This window comes from Streptococcus sp. CP1998, assembly GCF_041026655.1.
Taxonomy (GTDB): domain Bacteria; phylum Bacillota; class Bacilli; order Lactobacillales; family Streptococcaceae; genus Streptococcus; species Streptococcus dentalis.
On sequence record NZ_CP163380.1, the window covers coordinates 1,817,001 to 1,833,287 of the forward strand.

19 protein-coding genes, 2 tRNA genes and 1 pseudogene are annotated in these 16,287 nt (G+C 43.5%); 2 read left to right on the forward strand and 20 right to left on the reverse strand.

What is annotated here, in order from left to right:
- Positions 1–196: 196 nt before the first annotated feature.
- From rpsG to rsgA, 9 genes are all read right to left on the reverse strand, one after another.
- The gene (rpsG, locus tag AB4X21_RS09075) at positions 197–667 is read right to left on the reverse strand and encodes a 30S ribosomal protein S7 (protein WP_003003105.1); all 471 of its coding nucleotides are present in this window, start codon (positions 665–667) and stop codon (positions 197–199) included.
- Between the two features lie 19 nt (positions 668–686).
- Entirely contained in the window at positions 687–1,100 is a 414-nt protein-coding gene (gene rpsL, locus AB4X21_RS09080) for a 30S ribosomal protein S12 (RefSeq protein ID WP_003003125.1), read from the reverse strand.
- A 205-nt stretch (positions 1,101–1,305) separates the two neighbouring features.
- Entirely contained in the window at positions 1,306–1,890 is a 585-nt protein-coding gene (locus tag AB4X21_RS09085) for a hypothetical protein (RefSeq protein ID WP_003012477.1), read from the reverse strand.
- Positions 1,891–1,913: 23 nt separating this feature from the next.
- Positions 1,914–2,729: a pur operon repressor gene (gene purR, locus AB4X21_RS09090; RefSeq protein WP_003012466.1), complete on the reverse strand. Its 816-nt coding sequence runs from the start codon at positions 2,727–2,729 to the stop codon at positions 1,914–1,916.
- Positions 2,730–2,861: 132 nt separating this feature from the next.
- Entirely contained in the window at positions 2,862–3,809 is a 948-nt protein-coding gene (locus AB4X21_RS09095; RefSeq protein WP_155127982.1) for a 3'-5' exoribonuclease YhaM family protein, read from the reverse strand.
- Entirely contained in the window at positions 3,796–5,046 is a 1,251-nt protein-coding gene (locus tag AB4X21_RS09100; RefSeq protein WP_369087884.1) for a DNA recombination protein RmuC, read from the reverse strand. The genes AB4X21_RS09095 and AB4X21_RS09100 overlap by 14 nt, the downstream gene beginning before the upstream one ends.
- A 1-nt stretch (position 5,047) precedes the next feature.
- A complete protein-coding gene (locus tag AB4X21_RS09105) occupies positions 5,048–5,680 on the reverse strand; it encodes a thiamine diphosphokinase (protein WP_155127976.1) in 633 nt (210 codons plus the stop codon).
- Entirely contained in the window at positions 5,673–6,332 is a 660-nt protein-coding gene (gene rpe / locus AB4X21_RS09110) for a ribulose-phosphate 3-epimerase (protein ID WP_320911135.1), read from the reverse strand. The genes AB4X21_RS09105 and rpe overlap by 8 nt, the downstream gene beginning before the upstream one ends.
- A gap of 14 nt (positions 6,333–6,346) precedes the next feature.
- The gene (gene rsgA, locus AB4X21_RS09115; RefSeq protein ID WP_031573894.1) at positions 6,347–7,225 is read right to left on the reverse strand and encodes a ribosome small subunit-dependent GTPase A; all 879 of its coding nucleotides are present in this window, start codon (positions 7,223–7,225) and stop codon (positions 6,347–6,349) included.
- A 248-nt stretch (positions 7,226–7,473) separates the two neighbouring features.
- Between rsgA and AB4X21_RS09120 the strand changes: the two genes are divergently transcribed.
- Positions 7,474–7,556: transfer RNA gene (locus AB4X21_RS09120), tRNA-Leu, on the forward strand.
- Positions 7,557–7,560: 4 nt separating this feature from the next.
- A tRNA-Ser gene (locus tag AB4X21_RS09125) sits at positions 7,561–7,650 on the forward strand.
- A gap of 45 nt (positions 7,651–7,695) precedes the next feature.
- Here AB4X21_RS09125 and rsmA read toward each other — a convergent pair.
- The 11 genes and pseudogenes from rsmA to AB4X21_RS09180 all read right to left on the reverse strand — a co-directional run bounded on the left by rsmA (position 7,696) and on the right by AB4X21_RS09180 (position 16,261).
- Positions 7,696–8,571 (reverse strand): 16S rRNA (adenine(1518)-N(6)/adenine(1519)-N(6))-dimethyltransferase RsmA, encoded by an 876-nt coding sequence (gene rsmA, locus AB4X21_RS09130; protein WP_320911134.1) that lies wholly within the window; start codon positions 8,569–8,571, stop codon positions 7,696–7,698.
- Between the two features lie 19 nt (positions 8,572–8,590).
- A pseudogene (locus AB4X21_RS09135) lies at positions 8,591–9,305 on the reverse strand (dimethyladenosine transferase).
- Between the two features lie 88 nt (positions 9,306–9,393).
- Positions 9,394–10,803: an SseB family protein gene (locus AB4X21_RS09140; RefSeq protein WP_320911133.1), complete on the reverse strand. Its 1,410-nt coding sequence runs from the start codon at positions 10,801–10,803 to the stop codon at positions 9,394–9,396.
- A 132-nt stretch (positions 10,804–10,935) separates the two neighbouring features.
- A complete protein-coding gene (gene rnmV, locus AB4X21_RS09145; protein ID WP_173018869.1) occupies positions 10,936–11,526 on the reverse strand; it encodes a ribonuclease M5 in 591 nt (196 codons plus the stop codon).
- Positions 11,498–12,268 carry a TatD family hydrolase gene (locus AB4X21_RS09150; RefSeq protein ID WP_155127965.1) on the reverse strand — a complete coding sequence of 257 codons (771 nt, stop codon included), beginning with the start codon at positions 12,266–12,268 and terminating at the stop codon, positions 11,498–11,500. The genes rnmV and AB4X21_RS09150 overlap by 29 nt, the downstream gene beginning before the upstream one ends.
- A 125-nt stretch (positions 12,269–12,393) precedes the next feature.
- Positions 12,394–12,528 carry a 50S ribosomal protein L34 gene (gene rpmH, locus AB4X21_RS09155; RefSeq protein WP_003003086.1) on the reverse strand — a complete coding sequence of 45 codons (135 nt, stop codon included), beginning with the start codon at positions 12,526–12,528 and terminating at the stop codon, positions 12,394–12,396.
- Between the two features lie 147 nt (positions 12,529–12,675).
- The gene (locus AB4X21_RS09160) at positions 12,676–13,305 is read right to left on the reverse strand and encodes a hypothetical protein (protein ID WP_003012463.1); all 630 of its coding nucleotides are present in this window, start codon (positions 13,303–13,305) and stop codon (positions 12,676–12,678) included.
- Positions 13,306–13,383: 78 nt separating this feature from the next.
- Positions 13,384–14,331 carry an RNA-binding cell elongation regulator Jag/EloR gene (gene jag, locus AB4X21_RS09165; RefSeq protein WP_151378923.1) on the reverse strand — a complete coding sequence of 316 codons (948 nt, stop codon included), beginning with the start codon at positions 14,329–14,331 and terminating at the stop codon, positions 13,384–13,386.
- Between the two features lie 15 nt (positions 14,332–14,346).
- Positions 14,347–15,162, reverse strand: coding sequence for a YidC/Oxa1 family membrane protein insertase (locus AB4X21_RS09170; RefSeq protein WP_003015944.1), 816 nt, complete (start codon positions 15,160–15,162; stop codon positions 14,347–14,349).
- A gap of 1 nt (position 15,163) precedes the next feature.
- On the reverse strand, positions 15,164–15,505 hold the full coding sequence (rnpA, locus tag AB4X21_RS09175) for a ribonuclease P protein component (protein WP_003002960.1): 342 nt from the start codon (positions 15,503–15,505) through the stop codon (positions 15,164–15,166).
- A gap of 78 nt (positions 15,506–15,583) precedes the next feature.
- Positions 15,584–16,261, reverse strand: a complete 678-nt coding sequence (locus tag AB4X21_RS09180; RefSeq protein ID WP_155172659.1) for a CPBP family intramembrane glutamic endopeptidase — start codon at positions 16,259–16,261, stop codon at positions 15,584–15,586.
- Positions 16,262–16,287: the final 26 nt, after the last annotated feature.

A 16,287-nucleotide genomic window follows, 5' to 3' on the forward strand; every position in this document is an offset into this window, starting at 1 on the left:
CTACCCGTTCTCAGTGTTTTCATGCTAAGTTTTGGTTCCAACTTTTAAGAAGAGTTGAATTGGGTTCAAGAGCTGATCGAGCTCAATTGAACCTGGGCTAAAAGCTCGGAAAATAGATAAGCTTTCCTAGAATCTTTGATTCTTCGTCAAGCTTCCTAATTTCAGTCGCTTTTTTAACGCCCTTAGTATCTTAATCTTACCAGCGGAAGTGTGCGAATGCACGGTTAGCTTCAGCCATACGGTGAGTATCTTCACGTTTCTTAACAGCTGCACCAGTGTTGTTCGCTGCATCCAAGATTTCTTTTGCAAGACGATCAACCATTGTGTGTTCACCACGTTGACGAGCGATTGTTACCAACCAACGAAGTCCAAGTGTTGTACGACGTTCTGGACGAACTTCAACTGGGACTTGGTAGTTAGAACCACCGACACGGCGAGCACGTACTTCAAGTACAGGCATGATGTTTTCCATAGCTGTTTCGAATACTTCAAGAGCATCGTTTCCAGTAGCTTCTTTAATTTGTTCGAAAGCTCCGTAAACGATTGAAGCAGCTGTACCACGTTTACCATCAAGCATAACGCGGTTGATAAGACGAGTAACTAATTGTGAATTGTAAAGCGGATCTGGCAATACATCGCGTTTAGGCGCACGGTTTTTACGACTCATTTTTCTTTATCCCCTTTCCTTATGCTTTTGGTTTTTTAGTACCGTATTTAGAACGGCCTTGTTTACGATCGTTTACACCTGCAGTATCAAGTGCACCACGGACGATATGGTAACGTACCCCTGGAAGGTCTTTTACACGTCCACCACGAAGAAGAACCACGCTGTGTTCTTGCAAGTTGTGTCCGATACCTGGGATATAAGCAGTCACTTCGATCAAGTTGCTCAAACGTACACGGGCAAATTTACGAAGGGCAGAGTTAGGTTTTTTAGGTGTCATTGTTCCAACACGAGTTGCAACACCACGTTTTTGTGGTGAAGAAACGTTTGTTTGAACTTTTTTATGACTGTTGTAACCAACGTTCAAAGCTGGTGATTTAGATTTTTCTACTTTTGATTTACGCGGTTTGCGAACCAATTGGTTAATTGTAGGCATCTACATTCTCCTGTGAAATTTTTTATTTTTGGTGATGGTACACTTGGTGACAGCTACCATCCGTGTGTACTTTTGCAACATTTGTCAGCACGTCCCTGTACACTCTTGAGAGACCAAAAGTAAAAAGTACCGTCTATTATTATAACATGACGGCACTTTGATTGCAAGATGTTTTTTTATTTTTTAAAGAAGTCGAAAAAGTTCACTATTGACCAGCTTGAGCTGGTTCTTCTGCCCCTGTAGCTGCAGCTGGAGCATTCTGTTGTTGCTGTTGTGGTTGAACTGTCGCATTGCCTCCAGCTACTCCAGCATTGGCATTAGCATTGTCATTGGCATTAGCATTCGCGTTTGCGTTCGTGTTGGCATTAGCGTCTGTTTGAGTCTGCTGCGTTGTCACAGTACCACTCTCATAGGTCAGTCCATAATAGTTAGCAATGTATTGGATACGGGCTTCAAGCGATTGCTTTTGAGTTGCATCTTTGACTTTCTTCACAGCAGCCTGGGCAGCGTTCACAGAATCTTGACTTGGAGTTGTTTCCATTTGAACGACTGCTTTTTCAGCAGCTTCTGTATTTTTCTTTTCTTCCTTCTTTTCTTTTTCTTCCTTTGTTTCCTTTTTCACTGGAAGGGAACCTGTTTTTTTAGCAGGTTGAATTTCTGTCGTTACCTGAGCAGCTGTATTCTTTTTAACAGTATACAAGCCAGCTACCAAAATAAAGGATAAGGTAAGAACTGTCACCAAGCGAATCCACAAAGGACTATTATCAAATCGATCTAAAATTCTTTTCACTTTTTGATCCTCCTTTGTTGCTCTTAATCAAAGATATTCCCAACTTCGACACTCAATTTATTTTCTTTTACATCGATGTTGGTCACGCGCAATAAGGATTTGTGTTCAAAGAATTCCCGGTCGGTTGCAGCATTATCTGCAAAGACAGCTACCCCTGCTAATTCAGAATCGAATTCAGCCAAGAGACTGACCATTCCGTTAATCGTTCCGCCACCTTTAAGGAAGTCATCGACAATCAAGACCCGGCTTCCTGCTTTTAGGCTCCGTTTTGAAAGGAACATTTTCTCAATGCGATCTCCACTTGAGCCTGAAACATAGTTGACACTAACGGTTGACCCTTCTGTGATTTTCAAATCACGACGGACAATGACGAATGGAACATTCAAGACATTAGCCACTGCATTCGCTAAAGGAACTCCCTTGGTCGCTACGGTCATGACAGCATCAATCTTCTTATCTCGGAAGGCTTTGGCAATGATGCGTCCGATCCGATTCAAAATCTTCGGATTGCTCAAAAGATCAGACAAGTAAATGTAGCCACCAGGAAGGATACGATCACTTTCAGACAGTTGCTTGCAAAGATCCTCGACGATTTCTTTGGATTCTTGATCTGAGATAGACGGTGTAAAGATCACGCCTCCTCCAGCTCCTGTAATGGTCTCAATATTTCCAATTTCCATCTCTTCAAACGCACGCTTAATGATCACGATATCTTCTGAGATGGAAGACTTGGCAGACTCATACTTTTCCGCAAACGTATTGAGACTAGTCAATTCATAGGGATGGTTGATCAAGTAATTAGAAATCACGACCATCCGTTCACTTCTTCTTAATTTCATTTTCTCACCATGTAGTTTTTTCTATCATTATACCATAAGAACAGAAAAAAACGAACATTCTGATTTACAGAAGGCCGTTTTTTCCTGATTATTTCATTTTTGGCAGAAGCATTCCCGTATTTCTCGCTGTTTTTACTCATCGAGATTCGGTTTATAGAAGGATCTGTTTTCCATAGCAAAGATTTTATTGGTCATTTCTCCAGGACCAATTAAGCCAAGTGCTGTTGTCATCATCATCATTTCTGCATCCAAATTATCGATCATATGAATAATCTCTGCTTCCATGATCTTTGGACGAACAGGACTACCGTATTCGAGCAAGCCATGGTGACTCAAGATCACATGGCGAAGGACGATGACTTCTTCTTTTTGGTCATCAATCTTCAAGTCTTGCAAGACCTTGCTAATTTCTTCATCGATGAGTGCAATGTGGCCGATGAGGTTGCCCCGAACAGTGTATTCTGTATTTTCAGGACCTGTCAACTCGATCACTTTGGCCAAATCGTGTAACATAATCCCTGCAAAGAGCAAGCTCTTATTCAACTGAGGATAGATATCACCGATACTATCTGCCAAGCGGACCATGGTCGCCGTATGATAAGCAAGACCGGCTTCAAAGGCATGGTGGTTGGTCTTAGCAGCTGGATAGCTATAAAACTCTTTCTCATATTTCCCATAGAGGGCACGGACAATCCGTTGCCAGACTGGATTTTCAATTTTGAAAATCATGTTTGACAGGTATTCATGCAATTCCTTAGGGTCTACTGGTGGTTTTTCCTTAAAGTCTGCTGGATTGTTGGGCTCTCCTGCTTGGGGCAAGCGCATGTTTAATTGGTTGACTTGCGGAGTATTATTGTAAACTTCTCGACGTCCAGACATATGGACCACGCGCCCAGCCATAAAACTCTCTACATTGTGAGGTTGGGCATCCCATAGTTTACCTTCGATTGTACCGGTCTCATCCTGGAAGACAAAGGCGAGGTAGTTTTTCCCGGCCCGCGTTTGACGCACTTCTGCTGACTTGATCAAATAGAATCCTTCGAACAATTCATCTTTTTTCATTTGGTTAATTTTGACCATCATCTTCTCCATCTTCTATATATACATCTAGTCCCAGCAGGTCCTCATCGCTTTCGATTTGGCGGAGTGTCCGCTCGATGGCACTGGTCCGTCTGGTTAGCAAATCATCAATATTATTGGAAGCATTCTTTAAATGGCGCTGAGTCTTGGCCAGAATCCCTCCAAACTTATGGAATTCTGATTTGACCGATCCCAACACCTTGCTAATGTCATCTGCACTCTTTTGGATGTTGAGCGTTTTAAAGCCAACAGACAAGGAGTTCAAGAGGGCTGATAAGGTACTTGGCCCAGCCACTAAAATTTGTTCGTCCCGACGCAAGCGATCGAAGAATTCTGGATTGCGAACCACTTCGGAATAGAGGCCTTCGGTTGGCAAAAAGAGAATTCCGAAATTCGTTGTCGCTGGTGGAAAGAGGTATTTTTGTTGGATATCCTTAGCAAAACGCTTGATACTAGCAAGAAGGGCCTTGCGGTAACGCTCGATCTCCTCTTTCTCTCCGGATTCATAAGCTTCTTCCAGACGATAGTAGTCTTCCAGTGGGAATTTAGAGTCAATCGGCAGATAGACTGGCTCCTCTCCTTGTCCTGGAAGCTTAATAGCATACTCCACGCGCTCACTGGATTGGGGAACGGTGACAATCTCCCGCTCATACTGGGCTGGGGTCAAGATATCTTCAATGATTTGACCCAGCTGCAATTCGCCCATAATCCCACGCGTCTTGGTATTGGAGAGAACTTTATTAAGAGTTCCGACATCCCGCGCCACTGTCTGCATTTCTCCCAACCCTTTGTTGACCGACTCCAATTGTTTTGAAACCGTCTCAAAGGAGGTCTGCAAACGGTGCTGCAAGGTTTTCTCCAATTTTTCTTCTACCGTTTGGCGCATCTGTTCTAGCCGCACTTCGTTGGACTCTTGGATCTGGCGCATGCGCTCATCTGTTTTGTCCCGATTTTTAGTAAAGTGCTCATTCATCTCAGCGCGCAGAGCCGTCGTCTGCTGGTGGATCTCCACTCGCATCTCGGTTAAGCGATCTGTCAGGGTGATCTCTAACTGCTGATTGGCAATCTGGCTTGCTTGTCTTTCTTTTTCAAAACGATAGTCCAACTGGTCTGTCAAATGATCCTCATGGTCTTCCAGCATCTCTCGTAAAGCCGGTCTTGTGTCATCTGACCGTTGCAAAAAATAGATGAGGAGACCCAGATTGAGCAGGCCAATCAGAAGCAGAATGATATTCATATTAACCTCTGTCTTTACTATAAACAATGACAAGATAGCCACGATCAAGACTCACTTGAATCGGTTGATCCAAAAATTCATTGGAGCCATACATGGCCTTCAAAAAATAATTCTCCTGATGGAGCGGATACTTGGCCCCTGTGATTTCTAGGCGACCTTCTCCAACAGGCATAAAACCAATATAGGACATGGCTGGATCTGGCTGAATCTCATGGCAGCCAGCTGGTCTGTAGATCAAGCGATTTTGACCATCGACTAATTGAATCTGCTCTATATAAGGAGCTAGGTCTGGATCGGTCGGCAAAAAGATATTGGACAAAAAGTGATCCAAGCGACCGCCAAAGGCACCATAAACGGTGACAGCAGCATCTGGATAGGCCTCAAAGGCCACTTTCAAAGCCAATTCCAAATCCGTATCGTTCTTTTCAGGGACGGATTGAACAACCTGCTTGGCTTGGGTTCGGATCTGGCGCAAATCGGTCTCAGAGACAGAATCGAAATCCCCCACAGCTATATCTAAAGGCAGACCTTGTTCCAGTAACTTCAAACAGCCACCATCAACGCCTACATAAACGTCATGATCTCTCGGCAAGAGCGTGCTGTCACCTCCTGCCAGTATTGCGATGTTACCCATTTACAGCATCTCGGAGCGTTTGAACGCGCTCATTAACATCTCCATTAAAGACATAAGAGCCTGCTACAAAGACATTGGCCCCTGCTTCTTTTGCTTGGGAAATAGTTTGGCCATCAATTCCACCATCCACTTCGATATCAAAGTCTAAGCCTTTTTCTTCACGAAGAGCGGCTAATTCGCGCACCTTGTCCATGGTTTCAGGCAAGAAGGCTTGACCACCGAATCCTGGATTAACGGTCATGACCAAGACTTGGTCCACCAAGTTCAAGACATGTTTGATACTGTCTACAGGAGTCCCTGGGTTGATCACGACACTAGCCTTCACACCTGCTTGACGAATTTTTTGAAGAGCTCCGTGAATATGGGGAGTAGCTTCTACGTGGATGCTGATGATATCAGCACCTGCACGGGCAAATTCTTCGATATGGTGTTCGGGATTGGTGACCATCAAGTGGCAATCAAAGACCAACTTGCTATGCGGACGCATGCTCTCTACGACACCAGCTCCAAAGCTGATATTGGGCACAAAATGGCCATCCATGACATCGATATGGGCATAGTCAGCTCCTGCAGCTTCTAAGCGTTTCAATTCACTTTCAAAATTAGCATAATCGGCACTCAAAATTGAGGGTGCAATTTTCGTTGTTTTCATCGTTGTAGTGTCTCCTATTTTGGCATTTTTTTCGAAACTTTTTTATAGGTTTCGCGACGGTTTTCAATCTCACTTAGAAATTGCAAGTAATCCTCATAACGGAAAGGCGCAATTTCCTCTCTTTCAACGGCTGGTTTCACCGCACAAGCGGGCTCATGCGTGTGGGTACAGGTACGAAATTTACAAGAATGGCTCACATCGGCGATCTCCGGAAAGGCTTGATTTAAGTCTTCACTGGTTGTCACTTCATAATCAAGGGAGGAGAAGCCTGGCGTATCTGCGATCTTTCCTCCATTTAGATGGTAAAAGCTGACAGCTCGGGTCGTGTGTCGACCGCGCCCCAGACTATCTGAAATCTCACCCGTTTCAAGCTCTAGATCCGGAGCGATTTTATTGAGCAAGGTCGATTTTCCTACACCGGTCTGTCCCATAAAGACCGTGGTTTGATTGGTCAAAAGGGGCAAGAGTTCCTCAATCGACAAGACAAAATCATAGCCAATAGCCTGATAGATTCCTTGGTAGTAGTGGATGTCTTCCATATCTTCTAGCAAGTCCAGTTTTGAAATATAGACAATGGGATGAATCCCCTTATGCTCCAAAAGAACCAGAAAACGGTCTAAAAGATTGGCGTTGAAATCTGGCTCCTTAGCTGACATAATCACTACTGCCTGATCAATATTGACAATAGGAGGGCGCACGAGGCTATTTTTTCGAGGCGCAATGCTCAAGATGTAGCCTTCTGAATTCTCTTCAGCAGAGAATTCTACCTGATCCCCCACATAAGGAGTCTGTCCTTTTTTTCTAAAATTTCCACGAGCCCGTGTCTGATAAATGTGACCGTCTGACTCCACATAGTAAAAGCCAGCCAAGGCCTTGACGATGGTTCCTTGCAAATCGCACTCCTTTGAGATTAATACTATCTATTATACCAAAAAATGAGAAATAAGGCTGGATTGCTCTATAAGAAAAACGCAAATAGAAACCCTCCTGTTGATTTAAGAAATGAACTTGACCGTTTTGTTGAATGCATAGGAACAGAAGATGGAACGCCCATTATGAAATGTCTTTTAGCGGATATAGGGAGAAGGAGCCTTCCTTTTTTTCTTTGGCATTTTTCCTAAAAAGTGTATAATAGAACTATGCGGAGGTGGTGGAACGGCAGACACGCATGCTTCAGGCGCATGTGCCCCTTCGGGCGTGAGGGTTCAAATCCCTTTCTCCGCATCTTGGAAAGGTGGCCCAGCTCGGTACGGCACCGGACTCGAAATCCGGCAAGTGGATTTTTATTCACGCGCGGGTTCAAATCCCGTCCTTTCCTTCTACAACAAACAAGACATGAGCTACGAAGCTCATGTCTTTTCTGTTACTTTATTCCTGCTTCTAGAAGGCCATCTGCTAGACGAGCAAAGTCTTCTAAGCTAAGAGATTCTCCTCGTACAGATGGTTTCAATCCAGCTGCTTGGATCCCTGCTTCCAGTTTAGCCTTTACTTCTTCGGTCTTTCCAAAGCGACTGGTCAAGTTGTTCCAAAGTGTTTTGCGGCGGTGGACAAAGCTAGCCTTGCTGACAGAGAAGAAGAAATCTTCATCCTTGACTGCTACTGCTGGTTCTTCGCGACGGACCATCTTGAGGATGGCAGAGTCGACATTTGGTGCTGGCACAAAGACGGTGCGGGGCACGATAAAAGCTACCTTAGCGGTCATATAGTATTGGACTGCAATGGATAAAGAACCATAAGCCTTGGTGTTGGGCTCAGCTGAGATGCGGTCTGCCACCTCTTTTTGCATCATGACCACAAATTCTTGGAAAGGAATCTTGGATTCGATCAAGTGCATCAAAATCGGAGTCGTAATGTAGTAAGGAAGGTTAGCCACCACCTTGATCGGAAGGTCTGGATTTTTAAACTCTGCGATGTACTGGTTGAGGTCTACCTTGAGGATGTCTTGGTTGACAACCGTTACATTGCCAAACTCCCGCAAGGTATCCGCTAAGATGGGAACCAAACGGTCATCAATTTCAAAGGCCATGACTTCTGCGGCATTTTCCGCCAAGAACTCAGTAAGTGCTCCAATTCCAGGACCGATTTCGATGACATTGACCTGCTTATCAATCTCTGCCGTATCCACAATTTTTTGAAGGATGTTGGTATCGGTCAAGAAGTTCTGACCGAAGGATTTTTTAAAGGTAAATCCGTGACGCTCCAGCACTGCCTTGGTCACGCTATAATCTGCAATTCTCATGTATTCTCTTTTCTATTTATTAGCTAAAAACAATATATAAAATCCACATAATTCCTAGTGCCAACAAAATCCAAAACACTAAAAGAACACGAGACTTGTTCCCTTGTGAATCGGCTCCAGTCATATCGAGCGCTTTCTTATCTTCTTGGGGATTCATTTTCTTCAGTTCATCCTGATAGGCAACCGAATCTAGAATATTGTCTTCTGGCAATAATTCTGAAGCATAATAATCAGGAAAGCCCATAGCAAGACCAATTAAGTTCTTTTCTGTCAAAGAAAAATCTAAATCTTTGGGTTGATTTTCCCGAATAGCTCGTATATTTTTTAACAGTTTATCAGAAACAACAGACACTTGGTCCATAAAAACAACATCTAAGACATCATATCCGAGCACATCATCATCTTTTACGTTTGCAAGAATATAACGAACAAAGGCATCATATAATTGTAAGGTCTGAGAAGCATTTTCTTCTAAAAAAGACCGGTTTTGGAGGGCGTTTTGCTGGAATTTTTCAAGTAGGAAGCAAGATATCTACATTCTGCTCTTGGTAAAATCTTTCTGCTTGTTCTTCATCTTCTTCAAGTTCTTCTGCTGTTTCCCAGAGAGCAATAGGAGCTTTTAAATCTTCTTCATCCCAAAACAATTGCCAAAAATAAGGTATCGTGTAAATTCCCTCTGTTAAGATACGAGCTTCATCTCCGTTTTTTAAGTAAATATAACTTCTATTCGCCATTCCATTTCCTTTCAAAATCTTTGAAAAAGGGTAGTGGTTCAGGTAAGATGTAGATAAAACTATATAGTTTCCCAATGAAAGAAACTCTCTAATCTTTATCTCTGCCTTCCAGTTCCTCACTAAACTGTTGCATTTCCTTAAAAGCTGTTAGGCTAACATAGGCACCTGCTTCATAATACTCCGTTGGGTTTATGGCATAGTCAAAGCCTTCAATCATACCGCCAGCTTCTTCAATCATGCCATTCCACTTTTCATCAAAGACCATTCGCAGACGTTTCCAATCAGTAAATACCGGCACAGAGTTGCGCCCATCTTTTCCTTCTCTGACTGGGATGCTGAACTTAGCGTCTTCTTTCAATACAAAGGAGTTGGCTCCCTGACTCTTATCGGGGAATCCCGAAGTAGCATTTAAAGGAATGAGGAGTTTGGCTTTTGGCATGGCTGCTGAGAAGAATTTATAATAGAGCTTATATATTACTTCTTCGTCATCTGTTGTAGGCTTATCCATCTGCCCCATCAACAGCATCCATCTTACAATATCAGGATTCATAACAGGAACTTGTATCTCTGGTAGGTTCGAAAAATCTGGTTTTTGAACCAAAACAGAAGCACTAATGCTGACTTCCTTGGTATTAAAGGCTGCTCCCAAAGCTCCATTTAAGTAAAAGGCTGTCCCAAGAAAATTCTCAATTCCTTTTTTATCTGCTGTATTTTCAATCAGTTTCACAACTGAATTTGGTCGACGATCAATGGTTTCCTTAAATTGGTGATACCAACGCGGCGTATATAGCATGATCATCGGGTCTGAACAGAGATAGCCCTCTTCACCTTTATCATAGGTCGTTGAGAAAAGATACGCTTCCCCCGTTTTTTCTGAAAAGACCGCGTAAATCGAATCTGCTGCTAACAACTTGTCCTTGACGATTTCTGCTAGGCGTTCTAGCTTTCGAGTGTTAGCTTGATAGCTTTCTTCACTTTCCGTTTTCTGATTTTGACGGCACTCCCATAAAAAGAGGCGCAATATTTCTATGCTATCATCAAGACTAGCGGCTTGATAGTCTTCATTGGACATTTGACCTTTTTGGACAATTACAAACGCGTTATAAAGAGCATCTGTATAGCTTGATAGCCGTTGTTCCTCATCGACACCATAACTATAGAGAACACTTCCCTTTTTAAGATTAACCAAGGAAGTTTCCATATCGATGACCAAATGAGCTAGAGATTCATCCGTGAGAACATCTACATCCTTATTTTGATTAATGAGTTTTTTCACGACTACAGAACCAAGTGCGTCCATACCTCGATCGGGATTGCAAAATTGCAGACAATCCCCAACCTTGAGTCCGCCCTCTAAGCTCCCAATAATCAATAACTCATTCGTCTCCTTTATCGGAAATAGTTCTAGAACTCCCAAGCATGTTTTGTCAATTGACTCTACTGTTTTGTTTGTTGCTTCAGTTGTTTCTGTCTTTTTTAAAAAATCGAAGATTCCCATAAATTATCCTCATTATCTACACTCATAACAAATCCTATGGAGTCACTTTTCTAATGCTTGCAACCAAGTCTGATTAAACCGTATATACTTACTTCTATTGTGTCATCTTCCCCTTGCTTTTTGGGGAGTTTCTCAATTCTCATAACTTTTCATGGTAGCTTCAACCTCAGCCAAACTAATTCCAAACAACTCCAAGCGTTTGAGTAATTGCTTGCCATTGCAGTAGCCGATGCGCAAGGCTTCTCCTAGATATTCCCGCCGTTTGCGACTATCGCTTCCCATCAACAGTCCAAGCCGCATCAAGTCGGTCTTTGTGATATCAAAGAAATTTTCATCTTCGTAAGACCCGACCAGTCCAGCTAGGGCTTTTTCTAAATCTTCAAAGTTCGCATGCTCCACTCCAAGAGAACGCCCCTTGGTCTTGGATTTGGGGACTGCTTCACCACGATTTAAAAAGGCATGTTTGGCTTGGGGCACCTCTTGCATAATGATCTTGCGAATGCGCTCGCCATTGTAGTCTGGATCGGTAAAGACAATGACCCCACGCAACTCCTGCAAGGTAGCAATTCGTTCCAAGTCATCTTGATCGATCGCAGAACCTCGCGTTTCATAGGTATCCACCTCATAAAAACGACGGAGATTGGCTGTGTCGTCCTTGCCCTCCACGACAATCACTTCTGGTATTTTTCTTTTCTCAGTCAAGGTCAAATACCTTTCTTGCATTGTCATAGGTTGCCTGAGCCACTTCTTCTGTTGTTAAGCCACGTAGTCCTGCAATGAAGTCTACTACATAACGAGTGTAGGCTGTTTTATTTTCCCGACCACGTTTGGGAACTGGCGCCAGATAAGGGGCATCTGTTTCAACCAAGATCTTGTCTAACGGAAGGCCAGCTGCCGCTTCTTGGACATCTGTGGCTTTCTTAAAAGTGACCACTCCAGAAAAGGAGATCATCATTCCCAAATCCATGAAGCGTTTAGCTTCTTCTAAACTTCCTGAGAAAGAATGCATGATCCCACCGCGAGGCCCGACTCCTTCACTCTTGATGATGGCATAAGTATCTTCTAAAGCATCGCGTGTATGCACCACAAAGGGGAGGTCCAAGTCCTTAGACAATTGAATCTGACGACGAAAAACCTTTTCTTGGACGTCTTTTGGCGCTGTCATCCAGTGGTAATCCAGACCGATTTCTCCGAGTGCGACGACTTTGGGATGTTTTAGCTGTTCAAGTAAATAGGCCTCCACTTCAGGAGTATAATCGCCCGCCTCAGTGGGGTGCCAACCAAGCGTGAGATAGAGTTCTGGATATTGATCTGCCAACTCCATGGCACGCTCAATCGTCGGTTTGTCAAAACCAACGATATTGTGGGCTACAACACCCATTTCCTTGGCCAAGTCAAGCTCCTCTTGTTCTTTTCCTGCGAATTCTTCCACATTGAGATGAGTGTGGGTATCAAAAATCTGCATGATCTTCCTTTTCTTCCGAGTTTTTCTTCTTTCTATTATAGCAGAAAGCGCCTCTAAATTCACTTTCGGACAAAACAAAAACCAGTAGTCTCGAGTTTCTACTGGTTTTTAGGTTTTTATCTGAATTAAGCAGCCAAAACTTTGCGTCCTTTACGACGACGAGCTGCCAATACGCGACGACCATTTTTAGTTGCCATACGGTGACGGAAACCATGTTTGCGCGCACGACGAAGTTTACTTGGTTGATAAGTACGTTTCACGATGAATACCTCCTCATAGATTTTGTATTCGTTTAGCCGGCTAGTTGTGATCAGTTACTAAACATACTTTACCATTCTATCGGATTCAGCTCTATTTGTCAATAGCTATGGCAAAATTGTTACAAATACAGGTTGGAGAAAACCTTTCTACACCTGACGGGTTGCCAAGTAATAGGGTTCCAGAGCCACCAGCGCCTCTTGCAACTGTTCCAGGATATCCTCAAGAGAACCTTCCTCGACTAGAGAAACATCGTATTTGACGAGGACCTTACGAACCGTTCCGTCTGCTACTGCTTGTAACAGATCATGGCGATTCTTTTCTGTTCCCTCTACCCTTTGACTCTCTCCATTTTTCTGGGCGAAATAATAAACTGGCTGAGTGATGGGAAGGGTGAGAACCTTGTGTTGTTTTTGAAGGCTCTGCTCGTCTTTTTTTCGCTCGATAAAGCTCACCTCTAAGGAAACACCAAAATCAGCTGCATCCCCATAAAGCCTCAAGGCAAACATGGGCTCTGCCATCGTCCCTTCGCCTCTTAGATAAGCCCAAAAATGAGGCCGCAAAATTTGAGCCTGGTTCATCCATTGGCTAGTCCGATCTTGCTCTAAGTAGGGGTGACGCTTCTGAAAGGCTGAGACTAAATCGGTGAATTCCTTACGAGCCGCTTGAGCTAGGGCACGATACTGCTCCATCTCTGAGGCTAGCACGCCTGCCTTCGCTGGGGCCTGGTAGTGAATTCCTTGAAGCTTTAAAAACTCTCGAATCGCTGCAAATGTCATCTGCTTCCTTTCTAATCATAACAAAAAAGGAGAGATCGGCTCAATCCCGTCTCTCCCTTATGGGAAATAATAGCTAGATTATCCTTCGATGTCTACCACCACGTAACGGTTTGGTTCTTCCCCTTCAGAGTAGCTAGTGACTCCTTCCATCTTAGAGACGATACGGTGAATGATTTTGCGTTCACTGTTTGACATCGGATCTGTCTGTTGGGCTTGCCCATCTTCGAGGGCACGCGTTGCTAACTTCTGAGCATAGCTTTGAAGAACTTCTGCCCGGTGTTCTACATAGTCATTAACATTAATGGTAATGTAAAAATTCTTTGAGTAGCGGTTATAGAGGTAATTTTGCGCCAAAAGTTGAAGAGCCTTCAAGACTTTTCCGTGGTACCCAATGACACGTCCTGGTTCATTGGTATCAATTTGCATATTGACCGTACGGCGGTTGTGACTACTTGAGATAGTCGCATCCACATCCATTTCATCGAGCACTGTTTGAACATAGGCTGTCACATCAGCTACGACTTCTTCGATATTGTAGTTTTCCTCTACTTCGATACCAAGATTTGAGAAATCAGATTCACTTGATTCTTTTGTCGCTGGTTCTTTGACTTTTTCAAGGATATGTTCATGCCCTTTTTCTTCAAGAACGGTATCTGCTTCTTTGTCATGTTTCAGGATTTCTGTCTTGATTTCTTCAGAGACAACTTCTCCTTCTTCTTCGACCTTTTTGATCGCTGCTACGACGCGTCCGAGATCAACCGTTGCTTCGCTCACAGTCTTAACCGGTTCGTTTTGCGCATTGATCTCATCTGGGACACCTTTGACAGCTTTTTGATTGGCTTTCACAACAGTTGTTTCTGCAATCGGCTCAATCTCTACTTGGGCTGGTTTTTTCCCAAACAAGCCAAGAAAACCTTTCTTTTCACGCGCTACAACCGTAATATGTGCCTTCATACGAGGAATATCTAAATCGTTCAGACCTTTTTGAATCGCTTCTTCAACAGTTGCTCCAGTATATAGGACCATATGTCCACCTCTTTCTTATTTTTTCTTTTTCTGTGCTTTGTTTAGGGCACGGCGTTTTTGTTTTTCCATGTCGCGCGAAGCTTGCTCTTTTGCTTCACGCTCTGCAATAATCTTGAAGGGGTTGTTCAAGAGATAGGTTTGCCCGACTTGGTAAGCATTGGAAGTCACCCAGTATAGTGCGACCCCGCTGGCTGAGAACAAGGCAAAGAAGAAGATCATCACAGGCATCACATACATCATGGTTGTCGCACTACCATTGCGCTCTGGCATGGCTTTATTGGTCAACCAACTGCTGAAAAATGTGAAGAGTGCTGCAAGAACCGGCAAGATATAAGTCGGATCAATCGCACCAAGGTCCAACCAAAGGAAGTGACCGACTTTAAGAAATTCGACACGGCTCAGCGCTTGGAACAAGGCCATCAAGACCGGCATCTGGATTAAGAGAGGAAGGAAGGCTGAAGACGTTTTGACGCCTTTTTCCTTGTAAAGGGCCCGCATCTCTTCAGAAAGCTTGGTCCGACTATCAAGATCCTTCCCAGGATACTTAGCTTGCAATTCCTTGAGGAGGGGTTGAATTTCCTGCATTTTGCGGGTTGAATTCATTTGATATTGGAAGAGAGGCAAGAGGACCGTCCGGATGACAATGGTAAAGACGATAATCCCTACACCGATACTTCCACCAAAGGACAAGAAGCGGATAGCTTCTGCAAAGAAGTAGACGAAGCGTTCCCAACCACCCGTCGACTGAGCTGTCACTTGAGAGGTTCCACAAGCTGTCAAGACCAATAAGGCCGCTCCTAATAATCCAGTTAACTTCAGTTTCTTTTTCACATTATTCCCTTTCTTGGTAGACATGTGCTAATTTTAAGACATGTACAAGATTTTTCTCTACTTGATGAAAGTCGAGTTCCTCCACTCCTTTACGAGCAATGACAACAAAATCATCGGTCGTAAGGAAGGCTTGGTGTTTGATCAAAACATGGCGAATCAAACGTTTGATGCGATTTCTGGTCACAGCATTTCCCAGTTTCTTACTAACAGACAGGCCGACTCGAAAATGCGGTTGGTCTTTGCGCAAGCGGTAAACAACGAATTTCCGATTGGCAACATTTTGACCACTTTTAAAAATAGCATTAAAATCTTTGTCACGTTTGACGCGGTAGCTTTTTTTCAAACCTCAACTCCCTCTATTAAATTTATTCTATTATACCATATTTTCAAAAAAAACCAATCTCACTCAGGAAATCGGTTGCTACTTAAATACAGATAAAAGTAAAGGCAAGGTGTAGTAGAGATTGAGCAAGATATGAGCTAAAATTGGAGAAAGGAGCGTCTTACTCCGATAATACAGGATCCCAAAAATCACACTCGGCAGGAGATAGATGATAGAAGCTCCTAGCGAAAAGGGATTGTGAAGAAAATGTAGGCCACTGTATATGAGGGCTGGAAGCCAAATCTCAGCATAGAGTTTCCAGCCTTTGAGGTAGGCATTCACCAAGGCTCCACGAAAGATCAGCTCTTCTGTCACTGGCCGGATGACGACCATTGCGATCACTAGGATAAGCACCCCTGTGGGGCTAATTTCCCGTGGAAACAGACTCAAAACGGCCGCCCGTCCTTGGACAAAACCACTGATGAAGTAGTCCAACCAGTAAACCAAACAAGCCGCAAAAACGGCTTCTATCAGAGCTTGAAGAGGGTTCTTCCCCAGCTTAAACTGCGCTTTTTTAGAAAAACGGTAGACCAAAAATCCTGTAAAGACTGCATAGAGGCCTTCTAGGCCAAATAAGGTCCAATAATAGCTATTGGCACTTGCTACACTATTGGAGACATACTGGGCCAAGGGGCGAAATTGAGGCCGAACATAAAAATAAAACAAGAGCAGAAAGAGGGGATAAAGCAGTGAGAGCTTTCCTTTGATGAATTTCATAGATACCTTTCCTATAAAGTATGACA

Bases quoted from the DNA above. Each gene is read 5' to 3' on its own strand.
- rpsG (WP_003003105.1), bottom strand. From the start codon at position 667: ATGAGTCGTAAAAACCGTGCGCCTAAACGCGATGTATTGCCAGATCCG.
- rpsL (WP_003003125.1), bottom strand. From the start codon at position 1,100: ATGCCTACAATTAACCAATTGGTTCGCAAACCGCGTAAATCAAAAGTA.
- purR (WP_003012466.1), bottom strand. From the start codon at position 2,729: ATGAAATTAAGAAGAAGTGAACGGATGGTCGTGATTTCTAATTACTTG.
- AB4X21_RS09095 (WP_155127982.1), bottom strand. From the start codon at position 3,809: ATGGTCAAAATTAACCAAATGAAAAAAGATGAATTGTTCGAAGGATTC.
- AB4X21_RS09100 (WP_369087884.1), bottom strand. From the start codon at position 5,046: ATGAATATCATTCTGCTTCTGATTGGCCTGCTCAATCTGGGTCTCCTC.
- AB4X21_RS09105 (WP_155127976.1), bottom strand. From the start codon at position 5,680: ATGGGTAACATCGCAATACTGGCAGGAGGTGACAGCACGCTCTTGCCG.
- rpe (WP_320911135.1), bottom strand. From the start codon at position 6,332: ATGAAAACAACGAAAATTGCACCCTCAATTTTGAGTGCCGATTATGCT.
- rsmA (WP_320911134.1), bottom strand. From the start codon at position 8,571: ATGAGAATTGCAGATTATAGCGTGACCAAGGCAGTGCTGGAGCGTCAC.
- AB4X21_RS09140 (WP_320911133.1), bottom strand. From the start codon at position 10,803: ATGGGAATCTTCGATTTTTTAAAAAAGACAGAAACAACTGAAGCAACA.
- rnmV (WP_173018869.1), bottom strand. From the start codon at position 11,526: ATGCAAGAAAGGTATTTGACCTTGACTGAGAAAAGAAAAATACCAGAA.
- AB4X21_RS09150 (WP_155127965.1), bottom strand. From the start codon at position 12,268: ATGCAGATTTTTGATACCCACACTCATCTCAATGTGGAAGAATTCGCA.
- AB4X21_RS09160 (WP_003012463.1), bottom strand. From the start codon at position 13,305: ATGACATTTGCAGCGATTCGAGAGTTTTTAAAGCTTCAAGGAATTCAC.
- jag (WP_151378923.1), bottom strand. From the start codon at position 14,331: ATGGTCCTATATACTGGAGCAACTGTTGAAGAAGCGATTCAAAAAGGT.
- AB4X21_RS09180 (WP_155172659.1), bottom strand. From the start codon at position 16,261: ATGAAATTCATCAAAGGAAAGCTCTCACTGCTTTATCCCCTCTTTCTG.